The organism is Koromonas soli (assembly GCF_059726265.1).
Genome location: NZ_AP040872.1, coordinates 1,823,839 through 1,845,572 on the forward strand (window position 1 = coordinate 1,823,839; position 21,734 = coordinate 1,845,572).

The following is a 21,734-nucleotide window of genomic DNA, read 5'->3' on the forward strand; positions in this document are numbered from 1 at the left end:
GAAATCGTTCACGATCGCGCCGAGACGCGGCCTGACCATGATCGCTGGCAACTCTGCGCTTTGGGCGTAACGTTCAGCAAGAGAAAACTCCGCGCAATCGCCTGAAGTGCGCTCGTCCGGGAAGATGAGCTTGAACCGAATTCTAACAAAGTGCTATTCCTCAAAGGAAACCCATTTCTAAGGCGGCCACCGCGAATGTCATCCACTTACGTCTTTACACTCCTCGCCAGGGAATGGAACGACGAGCGCGCTCAATCATTTCTTTCGAGCGCGGAAACTCGCGGTCTTTCGCTGAAGCCCTGCCAAGTCACTTTGCTTGATGGCCCTGATGTTTGGATGCAGCGAGTCTGGGCCGAGTCGCATGCACCGCTCACGGCAGAATCGCTCGAGCACCTGCGCGAAGGTGCGGAACGAGAGAAACTAGACCTGTTTGTCGAATCCGAACAACTCTTTCACACTCCTCGCCGCCTCTTCGTCTTTGACATGGACTCCACCTTGATCCAGGCGGAAATCATAGATGAACTTGCGGGCTTGGCTGGCAAGAAGGATGAGGTCTCGGCCATCACGGCTTCAGCTATGCGAGGCGAGATCGATTTCCGCACCAGCCTCACCCGGCGGGTAACCCTGCTCCGCGGCATTCGCGAAGATCGCATCCACGCGCTCAAAGACCAAATCGCACTGGGCGAAGGCCTTGAGAGCCTGATGCGCAAACTGAAAGCCGCAGGTGCGAAGACCGCAATCCTGTCCGGCGGTTTCACGTTTTTCGGAGCCTACCTGCAACACAACCTCGGCTTCGACTACCTCTTCGCCAACGAACTTGAGATCGCGGATGGCACACTCACGGGCCGCCTCGCCATGGAAATCGTTGACGGCCAGCGTAAAGCCGCCGCGCTGCGTGATGTTGCCGAACGCGAGCACGTTCCGCTCGCCGAAGCAGTCGCTGTCGGCGATGGTGCCAACGACCTGCCAATGCTCGCCCTCGCCGGCACCGGAGTCGCCTATCACGCCAAGCCCATCGTGCGCGCCTCCGCCGCCTTCCGCCTCAACTACTGCGGCCTCAACGCGCTCGCACACCTGCTCAACAGGAGTTGAACAAGAAAACGCCCGGCGCGTTGCCGGGCGAATCTCGGTTCTGGCATGCGAGTCTAGTACTTCGTCCACGTGAATGACGTCACACTCCAGCTACCCGGTACCTGGTATGTCTTCGACAGGTTGACGTCGTAGTGCACGTTGGCATTGCCCTTAGCAAAGGTTACGGATTTCGCAACGATTGCGCCGTACCAGTCAAAACCGCCATTCACTTGAACACTAAGGTCGGCATTCGGCGCGTACAACACACCGTAGAAGCTGTTATTTCCATTCAGTCTCTGGACTGGAGCCGTTCCGCCGTAGAGAACAGTTAGATATTCGGGTGTTGTACCGTCGGCCTTCGTATAGTTTCCCGTGAAGTCAAACGGCAGCGAAGCAGAGGTTGTGCTCGTCACCTGTATATAGATCGGTGGGTGGTCAATAATGATCGTGCCGTTGTTTGCAACCAAGTTGTCCATGTAGTACGTGCTGCCAGCGGGGGCCGTCAGGTGAACCGTCGTTCCACTATTTACAGTAAGGTCGCCATACGGCTGGTTCGAGTCCGCCCCTAGATAGTACGTGGTTTTCGCGCTTTTGCCTGATCCGGTTGTCGTGCTTGTGCATACGCCAGCAGGCATATTGCCGGGGCAACCTGTGTTGTCTGCGTCGAGCGCATACGATTGGTCGGTCGGAGGCAATGGATTCGGTGTGCTCGGGGGAGGATAGTTAACTGGTGAGGCCAAAGTTACAATCTGGTTCACGGCGCTGATGTTTCCACTAAAAGCGTCCGGCGATCCACTGGTGCATGTTCCAACGCCGGTCAACGGACTGTAGTAATTTCCGCCCACCTGCGCGCTGCCGCCGATGTCGAGATTTCCGTTCGAACCTACGTTTCCGCCCGAGGCTGTGTTCTTGGAGGCTAAATAGCCGAGCAGAGAGTTGTAGCTGTCCGTCGCGAAGTTACCGCCAAACAGCAGTGCGTTGCATCCACCTGCGGTTGCGAAAACCGCATTTCCAAGCGCGGGAGCAGTCCCTTGCTGTACTCGCTCGATCACTTTCACCTGCACTGGTTTTGTAGCCTGAACCGAGCCCGTCGATTGAATCTCCCAGGTCTGCACAAACACAGTTCCCGATAAGCTGTTCGGAACTTGCTGCATACTAAGCAGTGTCGCAAGCACCTTCACCTTTGCTCCGGACATCAGGGTGCCGCCATTGAGTGTCCCATTGTTCAGGTTCGTCATCATTGTTTGAAATGAGGTTACCAGCGTCGAATCAGGGTACGTGCTGGTTCCATCGCTCGCATTTCCGTAGATGACGACTGGAGTTCCGGAAGCGGTAGTGACCGGAGACGTTGAGATGTTGAGTGTGCCGGCGCTCGTCGGAGTTGGAAGAGAGTACATGAACCAGTTCGCTGCCGTCTGAGCTCCAGCTTCAGCGGTAAAACGGGCCTGGGTTACGAAGCGGTAATTCGCTAGGGTGCTGATATCTGTTTGATTCGTAAGCATCATTCCGGCAGCGAGCGCCGAAAACATGAATACGACAATCAGTGCAATGATCAGCGCTACTCCGCGTTCCGATTTCTTCGATTTATTCGTGCGCGCCATGATTCATCGTCCTCTCTGGCTTCCTAGTTCAAGGGAATGCTCAAAGGCGTTGGCTGAAGTGAGTCGGTTGAATTGATGGAGGCCAAGTTATACGCCGTCACAACGTTTCTGGGACTAAGCTGCAGGAATGACTTGGTCAATTGGCCATACTGATGTGTTTGAGGATCAGGGTTGGGGCTCTGCACACTGATCAACAACTGAATCTGTGTACTCGTGGTGTAGGTGATTCCGTCCGTCGCAGGAACTGAATACGTCGTGTACTGAAAGCAATACTGCGGATTTGTGCTCGAAACCACATAGCCGCTCGGTGCCTTCCAAATAAGGTTGTCAACCAGCACATCCGCGGCAACACCACTCAGATCCATTTGAGTGGTGGACAACAGATTCACCGCTACGCTCTTGCGTGTCAGAGTACCCACGCCTCCATTGACGAAGTTGCATTGATATTCCACGTAGGAAAGGGTGCCGTCTCCGTTGACGTCACCAAACAACTTCAATTTCGTCGCTGTAGAACCTTGAGTTGGTGTGGGATTGAGCGGGTCATTGGGATACCCGGGAGTCATGACTCCTTGCGCGAAGACCCCCTGCCCCAGGACCACCGCAGTAGCCGCGTGGCTGAACGACATGACATTTTTGAGGGTGACCCACCCGGTACCTGTGTTGATCGCACCAGCAACGGCCGCAATCTGCACCACTTCCTGGTTCGCACCGGAATCAGCCAAGATCGTTAGCTTCTCTCCAGGAAATAGTCCCAATGTGGAATTCAACTTAAGCAGGTTACTGCCAGCTACAGCGCTGGAAACTCCGTTGCTCACGCTCGTGTGAAAGCAACCATTGTTGTCGGTGCCGCACAGGGCGCCTGCCTGTCCGATTTCCTGGGCTATCAACTCCGCAGCGCTGCGAACGGACGTGTACATGGTTGAATTATTCGAATTTGCGACGTAAACCTTCTGGTGCTGGTTCATGGTGAGAAATGCCGCGCTCGACAATACCAGCATGAGTCCAAGAGCAAACATCAATTCCAGCAGGGTAAACCCACTCTCGTTTGCGCGATGTATTCTCACATCTCTATGTCGCATTCCAATTCTCACAATCCGTTTAGTTCGACTTGGTCTTGATGCAAACCAACGTCGTCTGAACCGGAAGCGTTGATTTGCTGAGGCTCTTCGCTGTCACGGTGATTGTCTTCAGGTTCCCACTGCCGTTTTGCACGATGCTCCAGACGCGAATATATGCGGCATTGGTTGCGTTTGTCTGGACATCACCAGCAGCGGTCAGATAGTCGTGATATCCGGTCGCCGGGTTATTAGGGTCTGAAGATCCCCCGGGCGACAACCCCGTGAGATTCACCGTAGGCAAGCAGGCTGGCGTTGAAGTTCCCGGCAGGTATACGGTCGGGTCGCAATATGGCCAAACCGTGGTGTTTGCCGAGGTGTTTGCATACTGAAGCGCCAGCAGCGACTCCATTTTGTCCTGGGCGTATTCCACGGTTCGCGTGCTCGTGTCGCCTTGCCAGAAGTTCATTTTGAACGTCGAGGCAAACAGTGCAGCCACGCCTGCCATCGCAATCGTCAGAATCGCACACGCCGCCACGGTCTCGATCAGCGTGAAACCCGCAGCCGATCGCTTATTCAGCAACTTACGTCCATCGTCACAAACGGCCAGAGCCTGCGTTGAGTTCATACAATTAGTACCCTGTCGCGATCCAGGCGGAACCCGTGTATCTATAAATGTCAATCTTTCCAGTATTATTCACCGCAATTGCGTAATACAAGCCGCTCGTATCCGAGAGGTAAATAGCACTGGATGGGGTGGGTGTGGCGCTGCTGATGCAGTTGCTCGCAAGCGTAATTGGAATTCCTCGCGAATTGAACGTCACAGTCGTGCTTTGCGAAATGGTGCTCTGGTTGGGAGTGGGGACAGTGATGCTTCCATATCCGAACCTAATGCCAGCCGAGAGTGGAATGTCCGTGCCCGTCTCGTTGGTGAACGTACCGAGCGTCTTATCGCAGACGTTGATGTGAAATGTGTTCGCGGTCACGTTGATAGACACTTGCTCGCGGTTGTAGTCGCCCGCGGAACGCATGCGTGCCAAGGCAATCTGGCTCGCGATCCTTTTCGCATCTCCCGCGATTCTGTATGTCCGCAAAGTTGTCCTGAGATAGGGATAGCTGATTACTCCGGCGGTGCAGATGATCGCCACCGCGATCATCAGTTCCAGCAGAGTGAAGCCCCTGCTCTGCGGATTCTTCGATCTATTAGCGCCAGTCAGCACTCACCTTCTCCTCTTGAATTTCATACGCCAGATGCGCGACCCGCTGCCACAGACCTAAGTCATCCTGCCTATGATGAAGTAAACGAAGCCGTTAGTCACGTTACCAAGGTCCAGATACAAACATTACTGAATATCTGGCATTTTGGTGACGTAGAAGGAGATTTGACCTGAGTGAATATGTACTGATTGGGAGAGGCTTATAGAACGAGGATGAATATGGTGCGGGGAGGGGGACTTGAACCCCCATGCCTTGCGGCGCTAGCTCCTAAGGCTAGTGTGTCTGCCATTTCACCATCCCCGCACACTTGTGGGTGGCAAGCACAACGAGAACACCATTGTGCCACATGCGCGTGGTTCAACTCCAGCGCCCATCAATTTGGCAGGACGTCGCCCTTCGTCTCATGGCCCAAGGGAATCAACAGCAGCCCAATGCCGAATGCGATTGCCGTTAGCGCGACCGGCTTCCCGAGTGTCCCCATGTTTCGCACCATCGCACCCAGCAGGAAGTTCACACCTGCGCCGAGGAATCTCCCAAACGACGTTGCAAACGAGAAGGCCGTAGCGCGCACCGTCGTGTCGTACTGTTCCGGCAGCCACAAGCTGAACATCGTGAAGTTTCCGCCGAAGAATCCCAGCACGAAGAGCGCCGCAATAAACGGGTACAGCGCGTTGTGCAGATAGAAAGCCCATCCGAAGCTCAGCAGGATGCTCAATCCCATTCCAGCGAAAAATATTGCGAGAGTCGCTTTACGTCCCAGTCGCTCCGCCAACGGAGGTACCGAGAGGCAGCCCAAAATCGTTCCGATCGAGAGCAGGGCCGTGCCAAACGACGCCATTTTTGCCGCCTGGGGTGCCGCCATGCCAGCCTTCTTCGCCAGGAAGATGATTGCCGTCGGCTCATACACGGCGCCAGCCCACAGCCCGATGATTGCCACCGTCAGCAGCGCGGTGTTCACCAGCGTGCGACGGCGATAGTGGCCGCTGAAGATCATCCACAGCGGAGACCGCTTCCGAATCGGCTGCACTTGCGAATGCTCGGCCACTCGCTTCCATCGCTCCGGTTCGTTGACGCGCAGCATGATCAGCACCGAGAGGATTACTGGCGACAGTCCGCACCAGAACATCGCGCGCCACCCGTAGTGCGCTCCCACGGTGAAGTTCAGCGCCGCCGCCAGAAAGAATCCCGCATAATACCCAGTCTGCAGATACCCTGCCCCCATCTTGCGTCGGTCCTCGGGCCATGCCTCGGCCACATAGGTTCCAGCCAACGCCCATTCGCCGCCGATGCCCATTCCCGCGATCAGGCGAAACACTGCAAGCTGATACACGTTCTGCGATAGTGCCGCCGCTCCGGTAAACAGTCCATACACGAGGATCGTTCCTGCCAGCACGCGCGTTCGACCGTAGCGATCCGCAATCGGCCCCCAGATGAACGACAATCCCCATCCGATCAGGAACAATGCAAATAGGATCGAGCCTGCCAGCCCCACATTCCCCGGAGTATTGGCAATGCCCGATTTCGGCAGCAGCTCCGTCAGCGCCGGTGCCAGTACCAGCGCATAGATGAACGAATCCATGCCATCCAGTGTCCAGCCGCCCCAGGCGGCCCAGAACCCGGTAATCTGGTCGCGGCTCAGCTTTGTTCTTGCAGGAATCTGCGGAAAGGGTATCGCTCGCTCGGCCACCGTATGCTCCTGATTCAGAGAAGTCGGTGTGATTGCAGATGCGGAGTAGGAACGGGTCGGGCGGCAGCGCAAATCACACGCAGCCTTCGATGCACCGAACGAACGGAAGTTGGCCTGATCAGAAGCTGGGCTGCAATTGTCTCGCCTCAAGCGAGCAAACAAGGCCAAAATGCCTCATTGGCTCGCTCGCAGAGGCGAACCGAAGCTCGCAGCCCAGATTGAGTGTCACACCGTCGTCATGCCGACCGTCTCGTCAAGCAGGTGCACCAGAATTTCCTCCCCTGCTTCGAACGTGTCACGATCGGCCGGCAGCACAGCGAGACCATTGGCCTGTAGCAGAGTCTTTATACGTCCTGTGTCCTGCTTTCCGGAGCTCCACGCCAGATATTTACCATCGGCGTATTCCACTCGCACGCGGATCAAGTGAGTCTGCCCGGCAGGTTTCTTCAGCGCTGTTTGCAGCACGGCCGGAAGCAGCGGCTTCACAGTTTTTCTGTGTCCCATCATCCTGCGTAGAGCCGGAGCCACAAATTCCTCAAACGTCAGCATGCCCGACACGGGATTTCCCGGCAGCGCGAATACCAGCGTTTCGCCTTTCCTGCCAAATGCCATTGACTTCCCCGGACGGACCTTTACGCGCCAGAACACAATTTCGACGCCTAACTGCTCCAGCACCGCACGCACCAGGTCGCGATCTCCCACCGAAACGCCAGCCGATGTGATCAGCACGTTCGACTTCAGCCCTTCAGCCAGCTTTTCGCGAGTGCTCTCAAGGTTGTCGCGCGCGATTCCCACCACGACCGGCACCGCGCCTACGTCGGCGATTGCCGCCGCCATCGAGTACGTATTGCTGTTCACGATCTGGCCCGCCTCTGGAGCGGTACCCAGTTCCACCAGTTCGTCTCCCGTCGCCACCACGGAAACGCGCGGCCTGCGCACAACCGAAACCTGCTCCTGCCCGAAGCAGGCGAGCATGTTGATTTCATAAGGACGCACCACGGTACCGGCCTTGAGAACCACCTCACCTTGCGCCACGTCCTCGCCCGCGTGCCGCAGGTGCTGATGCAGCGAGACAGCCTGCACCACTCGTACCTGTCCGTCTCTCTCTTCTGCATGTTCCAGCGGCAGAATGGCGTCACAGTCTTCCGGCAGCGGCGCACCGGTCATGATCTTGATTGCCTCACCCGCCTTCACTGCTTTCGTTGCGTGACCGCCTGCCGGAACGTAGTCCACAATCCGCAGCACGCTGCCCTCGCGCGCATCCTCCGCCCGCACGGCGTATCCGTCCATTGCCGTGTTGTCGAATGACGGCAGGTTCCACGGGGCTATAAGATCTTCGGCCAACACGCGCCCGACCGATTCCAGCAACGGCACCCGCTCACCTCCAAGCGAAGACACATGATCCAGGATGATCCGCCTCGCCTCTTCGAATGCGATCATCGGCTTCCCTGCCCTCTTACTTCGCGTGCAAGCTTTTCCTCTTCCAAACGCAACTCCTCAGGAGTATTCACATTCCTCCATCCCTGTTCCAATTCTTCCGGCAATTCCACCTGCGCCACTCGCGGCAGCCTCAGCAGGTTCCTCGGACGTACATCCCGCTCGCCTTCATCCAGTGCCCGTCGCTCCAGATACTCCAGAGCCTGTGGTTCATAAAGGGCGAACACCAGGCACGGATGCCCATCTCTCTGCTTCGGAACCACTCCCCATCTTCCCGGGCGACGCTGCGCCAGCAACCATTCGACATGGTCCGCCTTTATCCACGGATGGTCGCACGCGCACACGATCCACGCGGCATTCGGCGCCCAGCGATGTGCCGTAATCAACGCCGCACCCGGGCCGCCAAAATCGCTTACATCCGGCAGTTGCGGATAGCTCTTCAGGGATTCCGAAAGCGTTCCCCTTCCCAATGCGACAATCTGAGAGGCGCTCTTTCCCTGCGCACCACCCAGGGCTTCCGCCGCAATTTCACCTAGAGTCCGCCCGCCGAACAATACTGCCTGCTTCGGTGTCCCCATGCGCGAACTCATCCCGCCTATCAGCAGCCCACGATATATCCTACGAGCGTTCCACGCCTGCGGAAGCCACTTCTCGATGTATCCAAGCAGCGCCGGCACACGATCCGAGTCCCACTCAAGCGTAAGCACCACATTCCTCACGCCTTCCGGAACGTCGGGCTGTCCTTCTGCCTTAAGCCACACCTTCGGCAGCGGAGTGTCTTTATGACCCTCCACCAGCAAGAGATCGTGATCTCCCGCTAAACGTCGTAGGGTCGAACCGAGCGATAACAAAGCCCCTTCTCCTCGGCGCTCGAACTGCTGCTGGGGACCTCGTAACGTTGTGGTAGCTCCTGCACGGAACAACCGGTCTGAATCCTTCCCCGGCTTATCTACCTCGAATCCATGTGCGTCGTGTTTGACTACAGACACTGCGAGTCCGCGCCCAACCAGTTGCGGAATTACCGCTTCCAGCAAAGTAGTCTTGCCGGAACCGGAAAACCCGCACACCGCGAGCACCGGAGCTCCATAGTTGTTCATCTCAGCTTTCAGAACCATCGATCCAAATCCATCCGAATCAGGACTCCCCCAGTGCCTCTCCCAAGAGTAGCAAATCGACTAACCCGATCGTGAAAACCTCACGAGGACAAACGAATTCTTCTGATTTGCACTCCAATGGTTGAGAGCAGCATCGACATCCTTGATAATCGAGGAACATGAGTTTCCAAGTAGCTCGCAGCAGAGTAGAAAAGACCACTATCCGGCTTCGCACGGGCAATCTGATTTGTGCACTGATTCTCGCCCTCGCGTCTCCAGCCCTCGCCATGCACCCGGACATAGAGGCGTCCGTCAAGGCAAACGATCTGCTAAGGCAGGCTGTCGCAAACGAAAAGATCGCCAACACAGACGAGTACTTGGCCTGGACAGATCGACTGCAGAAACCCCGCGGCTCCGTGACCAAGATCATGGTGAAAACTCCCGAGGGAATTCTCGCCCGCACAGTTGCCTTCAACGACAAACCCCTGTCTGTCGCCGAGCGTCAGCAGGACGACGAACGCATCAACCGCCTGCTCGACCCGCAGCGCATGCGTGAGAAGGCAAACAAGCAACGCGAAGATCAGCAACACATCGAGCGCATCATGATGGCGCTGCCCAATGCCTTCCAATGCGAATACTCGCCGACAGCGCACGACGAACATAACGCCCGGCTTGAGTGCTCGCCCAATCCGAACTACTCGGCTCCCAATTACGAGTCACAAGTGCTCCAAGGCATGAAGGCCGTCATCCTTATCGACCGCGAAGACAAGCGCATCAGCCGACTGGAAGGCACTCTGTTCAAGGATGTGAATTTTGGATGGGGGTTCATCGGCAAACTCAATCGTGGCGGTCACATTGAAATCACTCAGGCCAGAGTCACAGGTAAGCACTGGGGCATGACTCGAATGCAACTCGTTTTTGATGGCCGCGTGATCGTAGTCAAGCCTCTCCATATCGAGCAGATCGAAACCTGGACCGACTACCGCATCATCCCCAAAATGAATGTCGCGCAGGCGCTGGACTTCATGCGTTCCGCGCCTACTCGCGCTTCTCGCTAGCCTCCAAACAGCGATGCCCCAGTTCGCCGTACAAAGCGGAACTGGGGCGCTCTGATTGCTAGTAAGCCCAGTAAGGCCCTGCCGTTCCTCCTGCACTCGCTCCCTCAAACGCGATAAACACCGTGCGCCCCAGGAAGAACGGGAAGCCCCAATCGAAGTACGGCCCAATCTGCGAATCTGTTCCTGCTCCTGCGAGTTCCGAGAAGATGTCGTTGTTCGTGTTAAGCAGACTGTCGGCTGCGGCCACCGTGAAATCCACCTTTGACGTCTTACCGTTCTTTCCTTTGTTCGTAGCGCTCACATTCTGCGGTGTCGCCGGGCAATAGAAGCCGGAAAGGCTCGTGCTCGTACATTCGGCCAGACCTGATGTCGCCGCGCTCAGGAAGAACAACGCGCTGGAACCGCTGTCGATGAACCCGACATTCGTGGTCGTCCCGTTCATCGTGGTCGTGAAGTTTCCTGAGTTGTCGGGCGTCAGCACTGTCGCACTGCCCAGTTGATTGTCCGCCTGCGTGGCAATCCCAAAGGTGAGCGTTCCATTCACGCTCATGGCGCCCGTAGCCGGAATGCTCGGGAACGTCAGCACGACACCGTTATTGTCCGTGGCAAACTTGCTCACAGGATTCTGCACCTGCTGTGTCAGTGCGGCCGTGGTCAACGTGCAAGCCGTCGTGCTGCATTGGTAGTAGCTGCCACCGTTAAAGGTCGTCCCCGGCGCACACGCCGTGCCACAGTCCTGCAGGAAGAAACTTACCCCCAGAATTCCATTGGCCAGCAGAGTATCCACCGTGTTGTTTGCCGTACCACCGCAGCTCGAGGGCGCCGCAGGAAAGCTATCTGCCGGCTCCGCAATCACCTGGATTGGCACCGATTGCGCGACTTCTCCGCCCATCTGCACGTCTGCTGTCGCCACCGCACCCCAGTTGTAGCTGTTGTCCAGATATTGCACGCAGTTCGTCAGTGTTCCGCTGCCTGAGGCCACTTTCGCCAGCCCCAAACCGGCCACAGTGCTCGACAACAATCGCAACCCGCTCGATCCCGAGTCGAGAAGCACATCCGGAACCGTGACGCAGGTGCTCGTCCCCGGCTTGCACACCGTTACGCTCACGAACACGCCATTTGTGTAAGAGAACTTCGTGGATGGTCCTGCGTTTGCTGAAACCGTAACCGTGTTCGCCGTTGTACTTACCGGCACTCCGCCTGTGCTCGATTTAGCAGGTGAATTCCCCGACCCGCATGCGAATGCAAACATCAGCAGAACACTGCTTGACAGTGGCAGTGCCAATCGCATTGCTCGCATCATCGAATCTCCTCTGCGAGAACCCCTGCTGGCACCATCGACGGAACATAAGCGCGGCCCGAGTAAAAACGCATGTGTCCGAAGGCGGAGAACACAAACCCGTCCTCCTCGATATGCAGCGGCGCACGATGATCGTGCCTTGCCTCCGCGGCTTTCTTCAGCTTGTCAGCATAGCTGCCCAGCAGTTCCGAATACTGCGGAACAAACTGGGTCGTCCACGCCACGCCGAAAACATTGCCGTCCGGGGACACGTATTCACGCACCACGTTCTGCCCGTCCGCTTGCAGTTCATGAATCTCAAACCGTCCGTGCGAGGTGACCTTGCGGCTCGCCTTTAATCGCGACTGATCCGCTACGACGGAGGACACCTTTCCGCCAAGCACAGCAAATGCCTGCCCCGAACAACATAGAAACACCGCCGCAGCCAACAACGCCAACAACGGCTTACAAGCCAGATCTCCGAAGCTTCGCATCCTAGCCTTTCTATTGCGCAGTTACCGGACACGCCACAGCTATATTCAAGATGCGGGGAGCAGGACTCACGTGCACCTGCTTTATGCAATTCGGAATAGAAAGCATCTCTGGTGAGTACTGCGCCTCATCCCAAAACAGAGAAGCCCGGCATCCACTGCCGGGCTTGAGACCTGCTGTTCATTCCACTTATTTGCGCTTCGGCCGATACAGGTCCGTCGATGTCCCATAGAACACCTCCGAGGCCTCCATGATCGTTTCCGAGAGCGTCGGATGCGGGTGGATGGTGTGCCCGATGTCATATGCCGTCGACGCCATCTCGATGGCGTGCACGATCTCGGCAATCATGTCTCCGGCGCCGACTCCAACGATCGCGCCACCCAGTATGCGCTCTGTCTTCTTGTCGATCAGCAGCTTCGTGAGGCCTTCCGTGCGGTCCAGTGTCACAGCGCGTCCGCTTGCTGCCCAAGGGAATTTCACAATGTCAACTTCAATTCCCTTGGCTTCGGCTTCCGTCTGCGTCAATCCTGCCCACGCAATCTCCGGATCGGTGAACACCACCGCCGGGATCGCATACGGCGCAAACTCCACCTTGTGACCGGCAATATGCTCCATCGCCGTGCGCCCCTCATGCGAAGCCTTGTGCGCCAGCATCGGATCGCCGGCTACATCGCCGATGGCGTAGATCGAAGGATCGTCGGTCTGCAACTGCTTGTTCACCGCGATGAACCCGCGCTCGGTCACCTTCACCTTCGTATTCTCAAGGCCCGGAATCTTCGAGTTTGGCCGCCGTCCCACCGACACCAGCACCTTGTCGTAGGTTTTCTCTTCCACCTTGCCTTCGGGATCCTTCAACGTTACCTTCACTCCCGAAATCTCATCCTTCACCGCGGTCACTGCCGTGTTCAGCATGATCTTGTTGAACAGCTTCTCCAGCCGCTTCTGCAACGGCGGAATCAGATCGCGGTCGGCGCCCGGCAACAGTCCGGGCGTCATTTCCACCACGTCCACCTTCGAGCCGAGCGTGGCATACACCGATCCCAACTCCAGGCCGATGTAGCCGCCGCCGATCACGAGGAACGTCTTGGGAACATCCTTAAGATCCAGCGCGCCCGTCGAGTCCAGAATGTTGGTGCCAGCCGCAGCCAGCGGTCCCGGACGCGCAGGAGATGAGCCTGTGGCGATGATGATCTTGTCGAACTTCAGCGTTTCTTCGCCGCCCGCAGCCTTCTTCACTTTCAGCGTAGTCGAGTTCACGAAGCTCGCTTCGCCCTGAATGTAGGTGACCTTGCGCTGTTTCGACATCATGCCGAGCCCGCCGGTTAGCTTCGCCACCACGCTTTCTTTGAATGCGCGCAGCTTCGCCACATCGATCTTCGGCTCCGCAAATTCCACGCCCCACGACGCTGCGTGCTTCGACTCCGTAATCAGCGCTGCGACGTGCAACAGTGCCTTTGATGGGATGCAGCCGCGATACAGGCACACGCCGCCGGGGTTCTTCTCCGCATCGATAAGAGTGACGTCAAGGCCGAGATCGGCGCCTAAAAAGGCAGCAGCGTATCCACCTGGGCCGCCGCCAATCACCGCAACTTTTACGTTCGAGTTCGACATTTCTCGCTTCCAGATTCCTTGAATTGTTTCGAGCCACACAGGCCCTTGGTCTTCCCTGTTCAGAACGCTACTTATACAGAGCACCGGAACCAGCTAAAAGGTTCACAGCTCAGTCGGGTGCCCTACTCTTCCGCCCAGCGCTGGGCAGAAGAGTGGGGCCGTTTGATTCCTAACCCTGAACCGACAGCAGGAATGGTTGCTCCAGCGCGTCCACGATCCATCTCGTAAAACGCGCGGCATCCGCGCCATCGATAATGCGATGATCATAGGATACCGACAATGGCAGCATCGTGCGCGGCTCAAACCGGTCATTGATCCACACCGGCTCCACGTGCGAACGCGACATCCCGAGGATCGCAACCTCCGGATGGTTCACAATCGGCGTGAACGATGTGCCGCCAATTCCGCCCAGGTTGGTGATCGTAAACGATCCGCCTTCCATGTCCTCGGCCGTTAATTTCTTGTCGCGCGCCTTCTTGGAAATGTTCGCTAGCTCAACCGCCAGTTCGATGATGTTCTTCTTGTCTACATCGCGAATCACCGGAACGAGCAGCCCGCGATCCGTATCCACCGCCACGCCAACGTTGATATAGCGCTTGTAAACGATCTCTTCGCTGGCCATGTCGATCGAGGCGTTGAATTGCGGGAAGGCCTTCAATGCCGACGCGACAATCTTCAGCGCGATTGCCGTCATTGTCATCTTGCCGCCCTGCTTTTCAGCCTTCGGGGCGAAACGCTTGCGCAGTTCTTCCAGTTCGGTCACATCGGCTTTATCGAACTGCGTGACGTGCGGTATCACATTCCACGCCATTGCAAGGTGTTCTGCCGTCTTGCGTCGAATGCCCCGCAGCGAAACCTTCTCCACCTTGCCCCAGCGGCTGAAATCGGGCAGCTTCGGAATTGCCGCGGAGACGCCTGGAACCGCTCGTGCGGCGGCCTGCTCATCCGCCATTCGCGCGAACACACCCTTGGCGAAGGCCTTCACATCGTCTTCGCTGATGCGTCCACCCGGGCCCGTTCCCTTCACCATGTAGATGTCCACACCGATTTCGCGTGCCAGCTTGCGCACAATCGGCGCTGCGGGAACCGTGCGATGCTCGGTCCCTGCCGTCTTCTCCAGCCCTCTCGGATGATGGTCATGCTCGACTTCCGGCGGAGCATCCGGAGGGAATGCCTCCTCCTCGCTCTTGCCTTCCAGCGTGCGCGCCGAGCGGAACGTATGCCGCGCCATCGCCATCGAGTTCATGTCCGCAGGATTCTCTTCCGGCTTCGGTTCGGGCTTCTTCGTAGGAGTCGCAGCAGGAACTGCCGCCTTCGCCGGAGTGCCACCACTCGTAGCCGCCACGGTAAAGACCAGGTCGCCTACTTTCACCTTCTGTCCCGTCTTCACCTTCACTTCGCTCACCGTGCCGCTCACGTTGGAGGGCACTTCGACCACGGCCTTGTCTGTCTCAAGTTCGAGCACCGTCTGCCCCGCACTCACCTGGTCGCCCGGAGCCACAGCCACACGCACCACGTCGCCGGCCTCGATGTTTTCGCCCAATTCCGGCAACACAAATTCCGCGCTCGATGCGTTCACTGCCGAGCCGCGCAATTCCGGCACGTTCTGCGCCGCCGTCTGCGCCTCTACCTTCGGCTTTTCTTCCGGAGACGCTTCGGCCACCTCGGGCTCTCGGGTGCTTGCTTCCGGCGTTTTCGCCTGAGCCGCAGGCTTCGCCTCGGCGGTTCCACTATCCCCAGCCGAGTAAGTGAACAGTACATCGCCCACTTTCACACGCTGTGAAGGAGTCACGACAACCTGATCGATCACGCCGCTTACCGTCGAGGGCACTTCGACCACGGCCTTGTCTGTCTCCAGCTCAACAACGGCCTGCCCTTCCTTGATCGATTCCCCAGCGGTAACCGCGATTCTTACCACGTCGCCGGACTCGATGTTTTCACCAAGTTCGGGAAGTTTGAATTCTGTTGGCACAGCGTTTCCTTTCGATCGTTGCGGGCCCAGTGGACCGCGCCTGTCATTTCGTGCCCGGGGCGGACGCGTCGCGGCCGCTCCCGGGCGAATCTAATCAACGCAGACCACTACACGTAGAACGGATCCGGCTTCTCGGCATCAATGCCAAGGTCGCTCACGGCTTTCTTCACGTCTGCGGCCTTCATCTTGCCATCGCGAAGCAGCCCCGTCAGCGCCGCCAGCACAATGTGCTTGGCATCCACCGCGAAGAAGTCGCGCAGCGAAGCGCGGCTCTCCGAGCGTCCGTAGCCGTCCGTGCCCAAGGCAATCAGCGGACGCGGCATCCACTGCGAGATCGACTCCGGCAATGCCTTCACATAGTCCGAAGCCGCCACTAGCACGCCCTCCGTATCCTTCAACTGCGAAGCGATATACGACTCGCGCGGTGTTGAGCCCGGATGCAGCATGTTCCAACGCTCACTGCTGTTGCCTTCCTTGTAGAGTTCCTTGTAGCTGGTCACGCTCCACACGTCGGCGGCCACTTTGTACTTTTCTTCAAGAATCTCCGCAGCTCTCAGTACTTCCATCATGATTGCGCCCGAACCAAACAACTGCGCTTTCAGCTTGAAGTCCTTTTTGTCCGACTTACGGAAGCGGTACATGCCTTTCAGAATACCTTCGCGCACTCCTTCCGGCATATGTGGCTGCGCCCACGGCTCATTCATCACCGTCAGGTAGTAGAAGACGTCTTCCTGCTCCACATACATCCGGCGAATGCCTTCCTGCACGATCACCGCAATCTCAAACGCAAACGCCGGATCGTAGGCCAGCAGGTTCGGTATCGGATAAGCCAGCAAGTGGCTGTGTCCGTCCTGATGCTGCAACCCTTCGCCCGCCAGCGTCGTGCGTCCTGCCGTGCCTCCGCACAGGAAACCTTTTGCTCTCTGGTCGCCCGCAGCCCAGGCCAGGTCGCCCACACGTTGCAGACCAAACATCGAGTAGTAAATGAAGAATGGAATCGTGTTGATTCCATGATTCGCCGGCGAAGTTCCCGCCGCGATGAACTCCGAGATCGCTCCTGCCTCGGTGATTCCCTCTTCCAGAATCTGACCGTCCTTGGCTTCCTTGTAGTACAGCAAGGTGTCCATATCCACCGGCTCGTAGTTCTGTCCTACGCTCGAGTAGATACCCACCTGCCGGAACAGCGCTTCCATGCCGAACGTGCGCGCTTCATCGGGAATGATCGGCACGATCAGCTTGCCGATCTTCTTGTCGCGCAGCATTTTGGCAATCATGCGCACCAGCACCATGGTCGTGGAGGCCTTGCGGTCCTCTGTGCCGGTGTAGAACTCCTTGAACAGCTCTTCGTCTACTGGCTCCAACTTCGGCGCGCGCATCTTGCGCTCGGGCAGATATCCGCCCAACTGCTTTCTACGCTCGCGCATGTACTGGACTTCCGGGCTGTCATCCGGCGGGCGATAGAACGGCGCATCGTGCAGCTTCTCATCCGGAATCGGAATGCCGAAGCGCGAGCGGAAGATCAGCAACTCTTCATCGTTGATCTTCTTCTGCTGGTGGGTAATGTTCCTGCCTTCACCGCTCTCACCGAGTCCATAGCCCTTGATTGTCTTCGCCAGGATCACCGTCGGCGAACCCGTGTGCTCGACCGCCACCTTGTAGGCGCTGTAAACCTTGATAGGATCGTGGCCGCCCAGGCGCAGCTTTTCAATTTGCTCGTCGCTCAGGTGCTCCACCATCTTCAGCAATCTCGGATCCACGCCGAAGAAGTTCTGCCGGAAGTAGGCACCGCTTTCAACGAACAACTTCTGATACTGGCCGTCGCACATTTCTCCCATGCGCTTCACCAGTAGTCCATCGCGGTCCTTCTGAATCAACTGATCCCAATCGGTGCCCCAGATGACCTTGATTACGTTCCAGCCTGCGCCGCGGAAGATCGCTTCCAGTTCCTGGATAATCTTTCCATTGCCGCGCACAGGTCCATCAAGCCTTTGCAGATTGCAGTTGACGACGAAAATCAGGTTGTCGAGCCTTTCACGCGAAGCCAGCGTGATTGCGCCCAGCGACTCCGGTTCGTCCGTTTCGCCATCGCCAAGGAATGCCCAGATCTTTCCCTGGTTGCAGTGCTTCAATCCACGATTTTCCAGATAGCGGTTGAAGCGCGCCTGGTAAATCGCCTGGATCGGCCCCAACCCCATCGACACCGTCGGGAATTCCCAGAAGTCCGACATCAGCCACGGGTGGGGATAAGAACTCAGTCCACCGCCCTCAGCCATCTCGCGCCGGAAGTTCTCTAGCTTCTTCTCCGAGATGCGCCCTTCCAGAAACGCTCGTGCATAGATACCCGGCGCCGCGTGCCCCTGGAAATACACCAGGTCGCGATCTCCGTCCGGAGTCTGTGCGCGGAAGAAGTGGTTGAACGCCACCTCGTACAGCGTTGCCGCCGAAGCATAGGAGGAGATATGCCCGCCGATGCCTTCCTGGCGCTTGTTGGCCCTCATAACCATCGCCAGTGCATTCCAGCGAACAAGGCTCTTAATGCGACGCTCCAGTTCCTGGCTCCCCGGAAAGGGCGGCTGCTTTACCGATGGAATCGTATTTTGATAGGGAGTAGTGGCTGAGAAAGGAAGCCGGTAGCCGGATCGGGCGGTATGCAGAGCCAGCTGTTGTAGCAGTCGCCCTGCCCGCTCCGGTCCACCGTTTTCCAGAACGTAGTCTAACGAATCAAGCCATTCACGCGTTTCCAGTACTTCCTGTCCTACTTGCTCGCGATTATCGGAATTCACTCTATGTTCCTCTTATGGTGCGGACTCGAACCTCTTATCCTACATCTCGACGTTGTAAGAGTGAAACCGCCACCTCACAATTTAGCTTTTCCCGAAGCTCCGTTTTCCACTCCGGCCCGCAATTTTCCTACCTCCTGGCGCATTCCTGCTCTGCTCCTGAAGCGGGAATTAAAACTGACACACAGCCGCGAATATTTCTTCGCCACCTAACCCAAACGGGCATATCATGTCGCCGGCGGAGCTCTGGGCTCTGCTGATGAAAGTCGTAAGCGGTCCCACTTCGGAGGGTACCAACATGTTTGAACAAGAAATCGAAATGGAGAAGAGGGAAGGTTCCGGTTTTGGTCCAGTATTAATCGTCCTACTGCTGGTTGGACTCTTCGTCGGCGGGTTAGGCGTCGTTATCTATCAGGGTAAGCAGAAGCCGAAACCCGAGGAGGCGACTGCAGCAGTACAAACCAAACTCAAGAATTTCGACCCCGTCACAGTAACCTTCCATACCGGAAACGTAAGCTACTTCGCGGCGGATGCTCCCACAGAGCCTCACTACGTTCTCTTCGAGAAAGCTGGAATTCTCAAGATCACAAAGAGCAAGGGCACAACCGCCAAGGTCGATCTGACACCTGCTGGAAAACAGCTCATCTCTGACCTGAACGTAAAAGGCGTCTCCAAGGACGACACTGTGGCTTACACACTGCCACTTGCCACGCGCAAGCTCGTTGCGGTCGGCACAATGACCCGCCTCAACCAGGAAGCGTTCAATGTCCAGTACTCCTGGGAGTGGCAAACCACCAAGGCTGGCGAACTTTTCGACATTAACGGGAAATACGTCCAGGCTCTGCCAACCTATCAGCGCAGCATGCTAATCGATCAGCACGGCGCCAAGTACTACCACGCCGCTCCCACACAGGGCTCCATTGTCTTGATTAAGGGCGACCACGGTTGGGAGCTCGCTCCCCGCAGCTAACTTCTCAATTAGATTCATTGGTGCCCCACCTCAGCCATCCTTTGGCAGAGGTGGGTGTTTTACCAGTTGCCCCACGCCCCTTGTCTTGCGATGGGGTAACGCAATTACCAGACATTCCTTTCCATCCCCGTTTGCCCCTCCAATGCCCTTCCCCGCGTTCCCTCTAAAGTTCTTCCTGCCTCCGCCGATAAAAACCTCAACGGGTGTACCGGACGAAACCGCCGCCCCCAGAGGAGTCGCATGAGCACACAATCCGATTCGCTCTCGACTCATCCGCTTTGCGAGAGGGACGCCCTGTGAGTAGCACTCAGCACATACCGGCGTCTGTATCGCTTCCTCTTCCCTGGGTGCCCCAGCCGCACCCCGGACCGCTCGTCCCCATTGCGCTCTCCCCAGACGAGCAGGAACAGCTCGTTCTTAGCCATCTCGATGAGGTCAAGCAGGTCGCGCGATCCATCCTGCGCCGTCTTCCCTCCTCGGTTCAGCTCGACGATCTCATCCAGGCCGGCTCCCTTGGACTGATCGACGCCGCTCGCCGCTTTGGCCCTCATCGCAATCTGCCCTTCCCGCAGTACGCTCGCATTCGCATCACCGGAGCCATCTTCGACAGTCTTCGAGAACTCGACTGGGCCTCGCGGTATTTCCGCACCCGCCAGCAGAAGCTCGACAGCGCCACTCGCGTTCTCGAATCCCGGCTCGGACGCAAGCCCGACAGCGACGAAGTCGCCGACTTCATGGGCATGGACCTCAATACCTTCTACGAGTTCGCACAGGCCGTGCAGGAACATCAGGAAGTCGAGTTCGAACCTCAGGAAGACACCGACCGCCGCGGCATACAGGACACAGTTGCGGACGATCCCGAAGGTCGGCCCGACGCCATCTGCCACCGGCGCGAGTCCCGGAACGAACTCGCCCGCTTCATACGCGAACTTCCCGGCGACGAGGCCTACGTCCTCACCTGCTATTACTTCAAGGAGTGGACCATGCTGCGCATCGCCCGCAGCATCGGCAAAACCGAATCCCGCGTCTCACAGATCCACAGCAAAGCTCTCGCTCACCTTCGCACGCGCCTTGGCCGCCGCGCCCACGAACTCATGTCGCGCCTGCTCTGATCAACAGAAATGTTTCAGGATTCTTGCGAACTGCAGAAAACATTGCGGGTGCCCCACTCAACGCTCTTTTCGTTGAGTGGGAGTGTGCACCCATTCCAATCAGAACGTTTCTAGGCGCTTCGCTCTGCTCGGTTATTCACCAGCTTCTGCCTGCGCTCTCCGGCCATCACCAACGAACGCCTCAGATGCTCGCGAGCCACTGTTACGTCGGCCTGCACCTGTTCCGGCGTACGCTCGGTGATCGCAGCAATTTCGCCCAGCCTGAAGCCTTCCAGCGTAAACAGCAGAAACGCCTCGCGCTGATGCTTCGTCGCGCCGCGCAGCGCTTTTTCCACCATCGACATCAGCTCTTCATGCGATGCCTCGTCTTCCGGCGTAGCTCCTCTGCGATCCGCGATCAGATTTTCGTTCGTCAGGCTCTCGTCAGGATGATAGAAGTCCATCATCTCTTCGCCATCCGAATCCGGTACTGGAAGCGAATCAGAATCGTTCAGCGGAATCGATTTATCGCCGCCATCCAGCTGGTTTGCGAGCCTGTCCATCGCCGAGCGAGAAAGCCTGTACAACCACGGCTCCAGCGCAATCTTTTCTGGGCGCGGACGATGCTCATCGAGCGCCGTTGCGATCACTTCGTCCAGCACTTCCTCCGCACTGATCTCTTGCAACCTGCGCTGTCCGCTGTCACGCCGGAATCGCAGTTCGCGCTCGATGTAGCGGCGCAGGCGTTCCAGGTTTGCATTCACAAATCCGGTCACATCTCCGGCTGAAATTGTCTCGGGCTTTACCGCCGCCACCGTCTTTTCAAACGCAATCGTTGGCTCTACTCTGTGCCGTTCCGCCCCGCGCACTCGCGGATACCTGTATTCGCTCCGCAGGTGCTCCTTGTGCTTACGAAGCTGATCTGTGAGGTCTTCAAATGCAATTCGGATGGCCGCCTGCAACGTGTCGCCGTTGCAGCGCGCGGCCATCTGTCCTGCAGGCAATCGCAAATTCAGCGAGACCGTGTAGCCCGATTTCGGTGCCTCCTCAAACAATCCCCGTAGCGATACCATGTCCGGATTGAACACTTGCAGCCGCGGTTTCATCTTGTCGATTTGGGTTTGGAGGAATTCCTCAATCTTAGAGGACTTATTCAGCTTGTAGGTAAAATGGACGTTCATCTGCGAGCCTCGTTTACTTCGATGCCTTCGACAGGTACGGTCTCTGAACCCGTGGAATTTATCACTGTTTTCAAAAGAGGCAAGCAAAAAGAATGCGGTTGCACCTCTAGGGTGATTAACATCACATCATCGCCGGA

17 protein-coding genes and 1 tRNA gene are annotated in these 21,734 nt (G+C 57.3%); 4 read left to right on the plus strand and 14 right to left on the minus strand.

The annotated features are described in order from the left end of the window. Positions 1-336: 336 nt before the first annotated feature. Positions 337-1,092, plus strand: a complete 756-nt coding sequence (gene serB / locus AC6IY8_RS07955) for a phosphoserine phosphatase SerB (protein WP_497778257.1) — start codon at positions 337-339, stop codon at positions 1,090-1,092. Positions 1,093-1,145: 53 nt separating this feature from the next. Here the strand turns inward: serB and AC6IY8_RS07960 are convergent, their stop codons facing one another. The 8 genes from AC6IY8_RS07960 to mobB all read right to left on the minus strand — a co-directional run bounded on the left by AC6IY8_RS07960 (position 1,146) and on the right by mobB (position 9,184). Then, the gene (locus AC6IY8_RS07960) at positions 1,146-2,672 is read right to left on the minus strand and encodes a DUF7305 domain-containing protein (protein ID WP_497778258.1); all 1,527 of its coding nucleotides are present in this window, start codon (positions 2,670-2,672) and stop codon (positions 1,146-1,148) included. Positions 2,673-2,695: 23 nt separating this feature from the next. Continuing rightward, on the minus strand, positions 2,696-3,751 hold the full coding sequence (locus tag AC6IY8_RS07965) for a PilW family protein (protein WP_497778259.1): 1,056 nt from the start codon (positions 3,749-3,751) through the stop codon (positions 2,696-2,698). 19 nt (positions 3,752-3,770) lie between these two features. Beyond that, on the minus strand, positions 3,771-4,355 hold the full coding sequence (locus AC6IY8_RS07970) for a type IV pilus modification PilV family protein (RefSeq protein WP_497778260.1): 585 nt from the start codon (positions 4,353-4,355) through the stop codon (positions 3,771-3,773). A 4-nt stretch (positions 4,356-4,359) separates the two neighbouring features. After that, positions 4,360-4,947 (minus strand): prepilin-type N-terminal cleavage/methylation domain-containing protein, encoded by a 588-nt coding sequence (locus tag AC6IY8_RS07975; protein WP_497778261.1) that lies wholly within the window; start codon positions 4,945-4,947, stop codon positions 4,360-4,362. A 217-nt stretch (positions 4,948-5,164) separates the two neighbouring features. Continuing rightward, positions 5,165-5,248, minus strand: a tRNA-Leu gene (locus tag AC6IY8_RS07980). A 70-nt stretch (positions 5,249-5,318) separates the two neighbouring features. Next, on the minus strand, positions 5,319-6,632 hold the full coding sequence (locus AC6IY8_RS07985) for an MFS transporter (RefSeq protein ID WP_497778262.1): 1,314 nt from the start codon (positions 6,630-6,632) through the stop codon (positions 5,319-5,321). Positions 6,633-6,857: 225 nt separating this feature from the next. After that, positions 6,858-8,072: a molybdopterin molybdotransferase MoeA gene (locus tag AC6IY8_RS07990; RefSeq protein WP_497778263.1), complete on the minus strand. Its 1,215-nt coding sequence runs from the start codon at positions 8,070-8,072 to the stop codon at positions 6,858-6,860. Then, positions 8,069-9,184, minus strand: a complete 1,116-nt coding sequence (gene mobB / locus AC6IY8_RS07995) for a molybdopterin-guanine dinucleotide biosynthesis protein B (RefSeq protein WP_497778264.1) — start codon at positions 9,182-9,184, stop codon at positions 8,069-8,071. The genes AC6IY8_RS07990 and mobB overlap by 4 nt, the downstream gene beginning before the upstream one ends. 158 nt (positions 9,185-9,342) lie before the next feature. Between mobB and AC6IY8_RS08000 the strand changes: the two genes are divergently transcribed. Next, positions 9,343-10,221, plus strand: a complete 879-nt coding sequence (locus AC6IY8_RS08000) for a hypothetical protein (protein ID WP_497778265.1) — start codon at positions 9,343-9,345, stop codon at positions 10,219-10,221. Positions 10,222-10,279: 58 nt separating this feature from the next. Here AC6IY8_RS08000 and AC6IY8_RS08005 read toward each other — a convergent pair whose 3' ends face one another. The 5 genes from AC6IY8_RS08005 to aceE all read right to left on the minus strand — a co-directional run bounded on the left by AC6IY8_RS08005 (position 10,280) and on the right by aceE (position 18,358). After that, the gene (locus AC6IY8_RS08005; RefSeq protein WP_497778266.1) at positions 10,280-11,524 is read right to left on the minus strand and encodes a DUF3443 family protein; all 1,245 of its coding nucleotides are present in this window, start codon (positions 11,522-11,524) and stop codon (positions 10,280-10,282) included. Beyond that, positions 11,521-11,994: a DUF2844 domain-containing protein gene (locus AC6IY8_RS08010; RefSeq protein ID WP_497778267.1), complete on the minus strand. Its 474-nt coding sequence runs from the start codon at positions 11,992-11,994 to the stop codon at positions 11,521-11,523. The genes AC6IY8_RS08005 and AC6IY8_RS08010 overlap by 4 nt, the downstream gene beginning before the upstream one ends. 187 nt (positions 11,995-12,181) lie before the next feature. Continuing rightward, positions 12,182-13,603, minus strand: coding sequence for a dihydrolipoyl dehydrogenase (gene lpdA / locus AC6IY8_RS08015; protein WP_497778268.1), 1,422 nt, complete (start codon positions 13,601-13,603; stop codon positions 12,182-12,184). 169 nt (positions 13,604-13,772) lie between these two features. Next, the gene (gene aceF, locus AC6IY8_RS08020; protein WP_497778269.1) at positions 13,773-15,575 is read right to left on the minus strand and encodes a dihydrolipoyllysine-residue acetyltransferase; all 1,803 of its coding nucleotides are present in this window, start codon (positions 15,573-15,575) and stop codon (positions 13,773-13,775) included. A gap of 107 nt (positions 15,576-15,682) precedes the next feature. Continuing rightward, on the minus strand, positions 15,683-18,358 hold the full coding sequence (gene aceE, locus AC6IY8_RS08025; protein WP_497778270.1) for a pyruvate dehydrogenase (acetyl-transferring), homodimeric type: 2,676 nt from the start codon (positions 18,356-18,358) through the stop codon (positions 15,683-15,685). Positions 18,359-18,653: 295 nt separating this feature from the next. On the opposite strand from aceE, the gene AC6IY8_RS08030 reads away from it, so the two are divergent. Both AC6IY8_RS08030 and AC6IY8_RS08035 read left to right on the plus strand, forming a co-directional pair. After that, the gene (locus AC6IY8_RS08030) at positions 18,654-19,325 is read left to right on the plus strand and encodes a hypothetical protein (protein WP_497778271.1); all 672 of its coding nucleotides are present in this window, start codon (positions 18,654-18,656) and stop codon (positions 19,323-19,325) included. Positions 19,326-19,621: 296 nt separating this feature from the next. Further along, a complete protein-coding gene (locus tag AC6IY8_RS08035) occupies positions 19,622-20,437 on the plus strand; it encodes a sigma-70 family RNA polymerase sigma factor (RefSeq protein ID WP_497778272.1) in 816 nt (271 codons plus the stop codon). Positions 20,438-20,547: 110 nt separating this feature from the next. Here AC6IY8_RS08035 and AC6IY8_RS08040 read toward each other — a convergent pair whose 3' ends face one another. Further along, positions 20,548-21,597 carry an HPF/RaiA family ribosome-associated protein gene (locus AC6IY8_RS08040; protein WP_497778273.1) on the minus strand — a complete coding sequence of 350 codons (1,050 nt, stop codon included), beginning with the start codon at positions 21,595-21,597 and terminating at the stop codon, positions 20,548-20,550. Positions 21,598-21,734: the final 137 nt, after the last annotated feature.

Excerpts from the sequence above, each read along its gene's own strand:
- AC6IY8_RS08040 (WP_497778273.1), bottom strand. The coding sequence starts at position 21,597 with ATGAACGTCCATTTTACCTACAAGCTGAATAAGTCCTCTAAGATTGAG.
- AC6IY8_RS07990 (WP_497778263.1), bottom strand. The coding sequence starts at position 8,072 with ATGATCGCATTCGAAGAGGCGAGGCGGATCATCCTGGATCATGTGTCT.
- AC6IY8_RS08010 (WP_497778267.1), bottom strand. The coding sequence starts at position 11,994 with ATGCGAAGCTTCGGAGATCTGGCTTGTAAGCCGTTGTTGGCGTTGTTG.
- AC6IY8_RS07960 (WP_497778258.1), bottom strand. The coding sequence starts at position 2,672 with ATGGCGCGCACGAATAAATCGAAGAAATCGGAACGCGGAGTAGCGCTG.
- AC6IY8_RS08000 (WP_497778265.1), top strand. The coding sequence starts at position 9,343 with ATGAGTTTCCAAGTAGCTCGCAGCAGAGTAGAAAAGACCACTATCCGG.
- AC6IY8_RS08005 (WP_497778266.1), bottom strand. The coding sequence starts at position 11,524 with ATGATGCGAGCAATGCGATTGGCACTGCCACTGTCAAGCAGTGTTCTG.
- AC6IY8_RS08030 (WP_497778271.1), top strand. The coding sequence starts at position 18,654 with ATGTTTGAACAAGAAATCGAAATGGAGAAGAGGGAAGGTTCCGGTTTT.
- mobB (WP_497778264.1), bottom strand. The coding sequence starts at position 9,184 with ATGGTTCTGAAAGCTGAGATGAACAACTATGGAGCTCCGGTGCTCGCG.
- AC6IY8_RS07965 (WP_497778259.1), bottom strand. The coding sequence starts at position 3,751 with ATGCGACATAGAGATGTGAGAATACATCGCGCAAACGAGAGTGGGTTT.
- serB (WP_497778257.1), top strand. The coding sequence starts at position 337 with ATGCAGCGAGTCTGGGCCGAGTCGCATGCACCGCTCACGGCAGAATCG.
- lpdA (WP_497778268.1), bottom strand. The coding sequence starts at position 13,603 with ATGTCGAACTCGAACGTAAAAGTTGCGGTGATTGGCGGCGGCCCAGGT.
- AC6IY8_RS07970 (WP_497778260.1), bottom strand. The coding sequence starts at position 4,355 with ATGAACTCAACGCAGGCTCTGGCCGTTTGTGACGATGGACGTAAGTTG.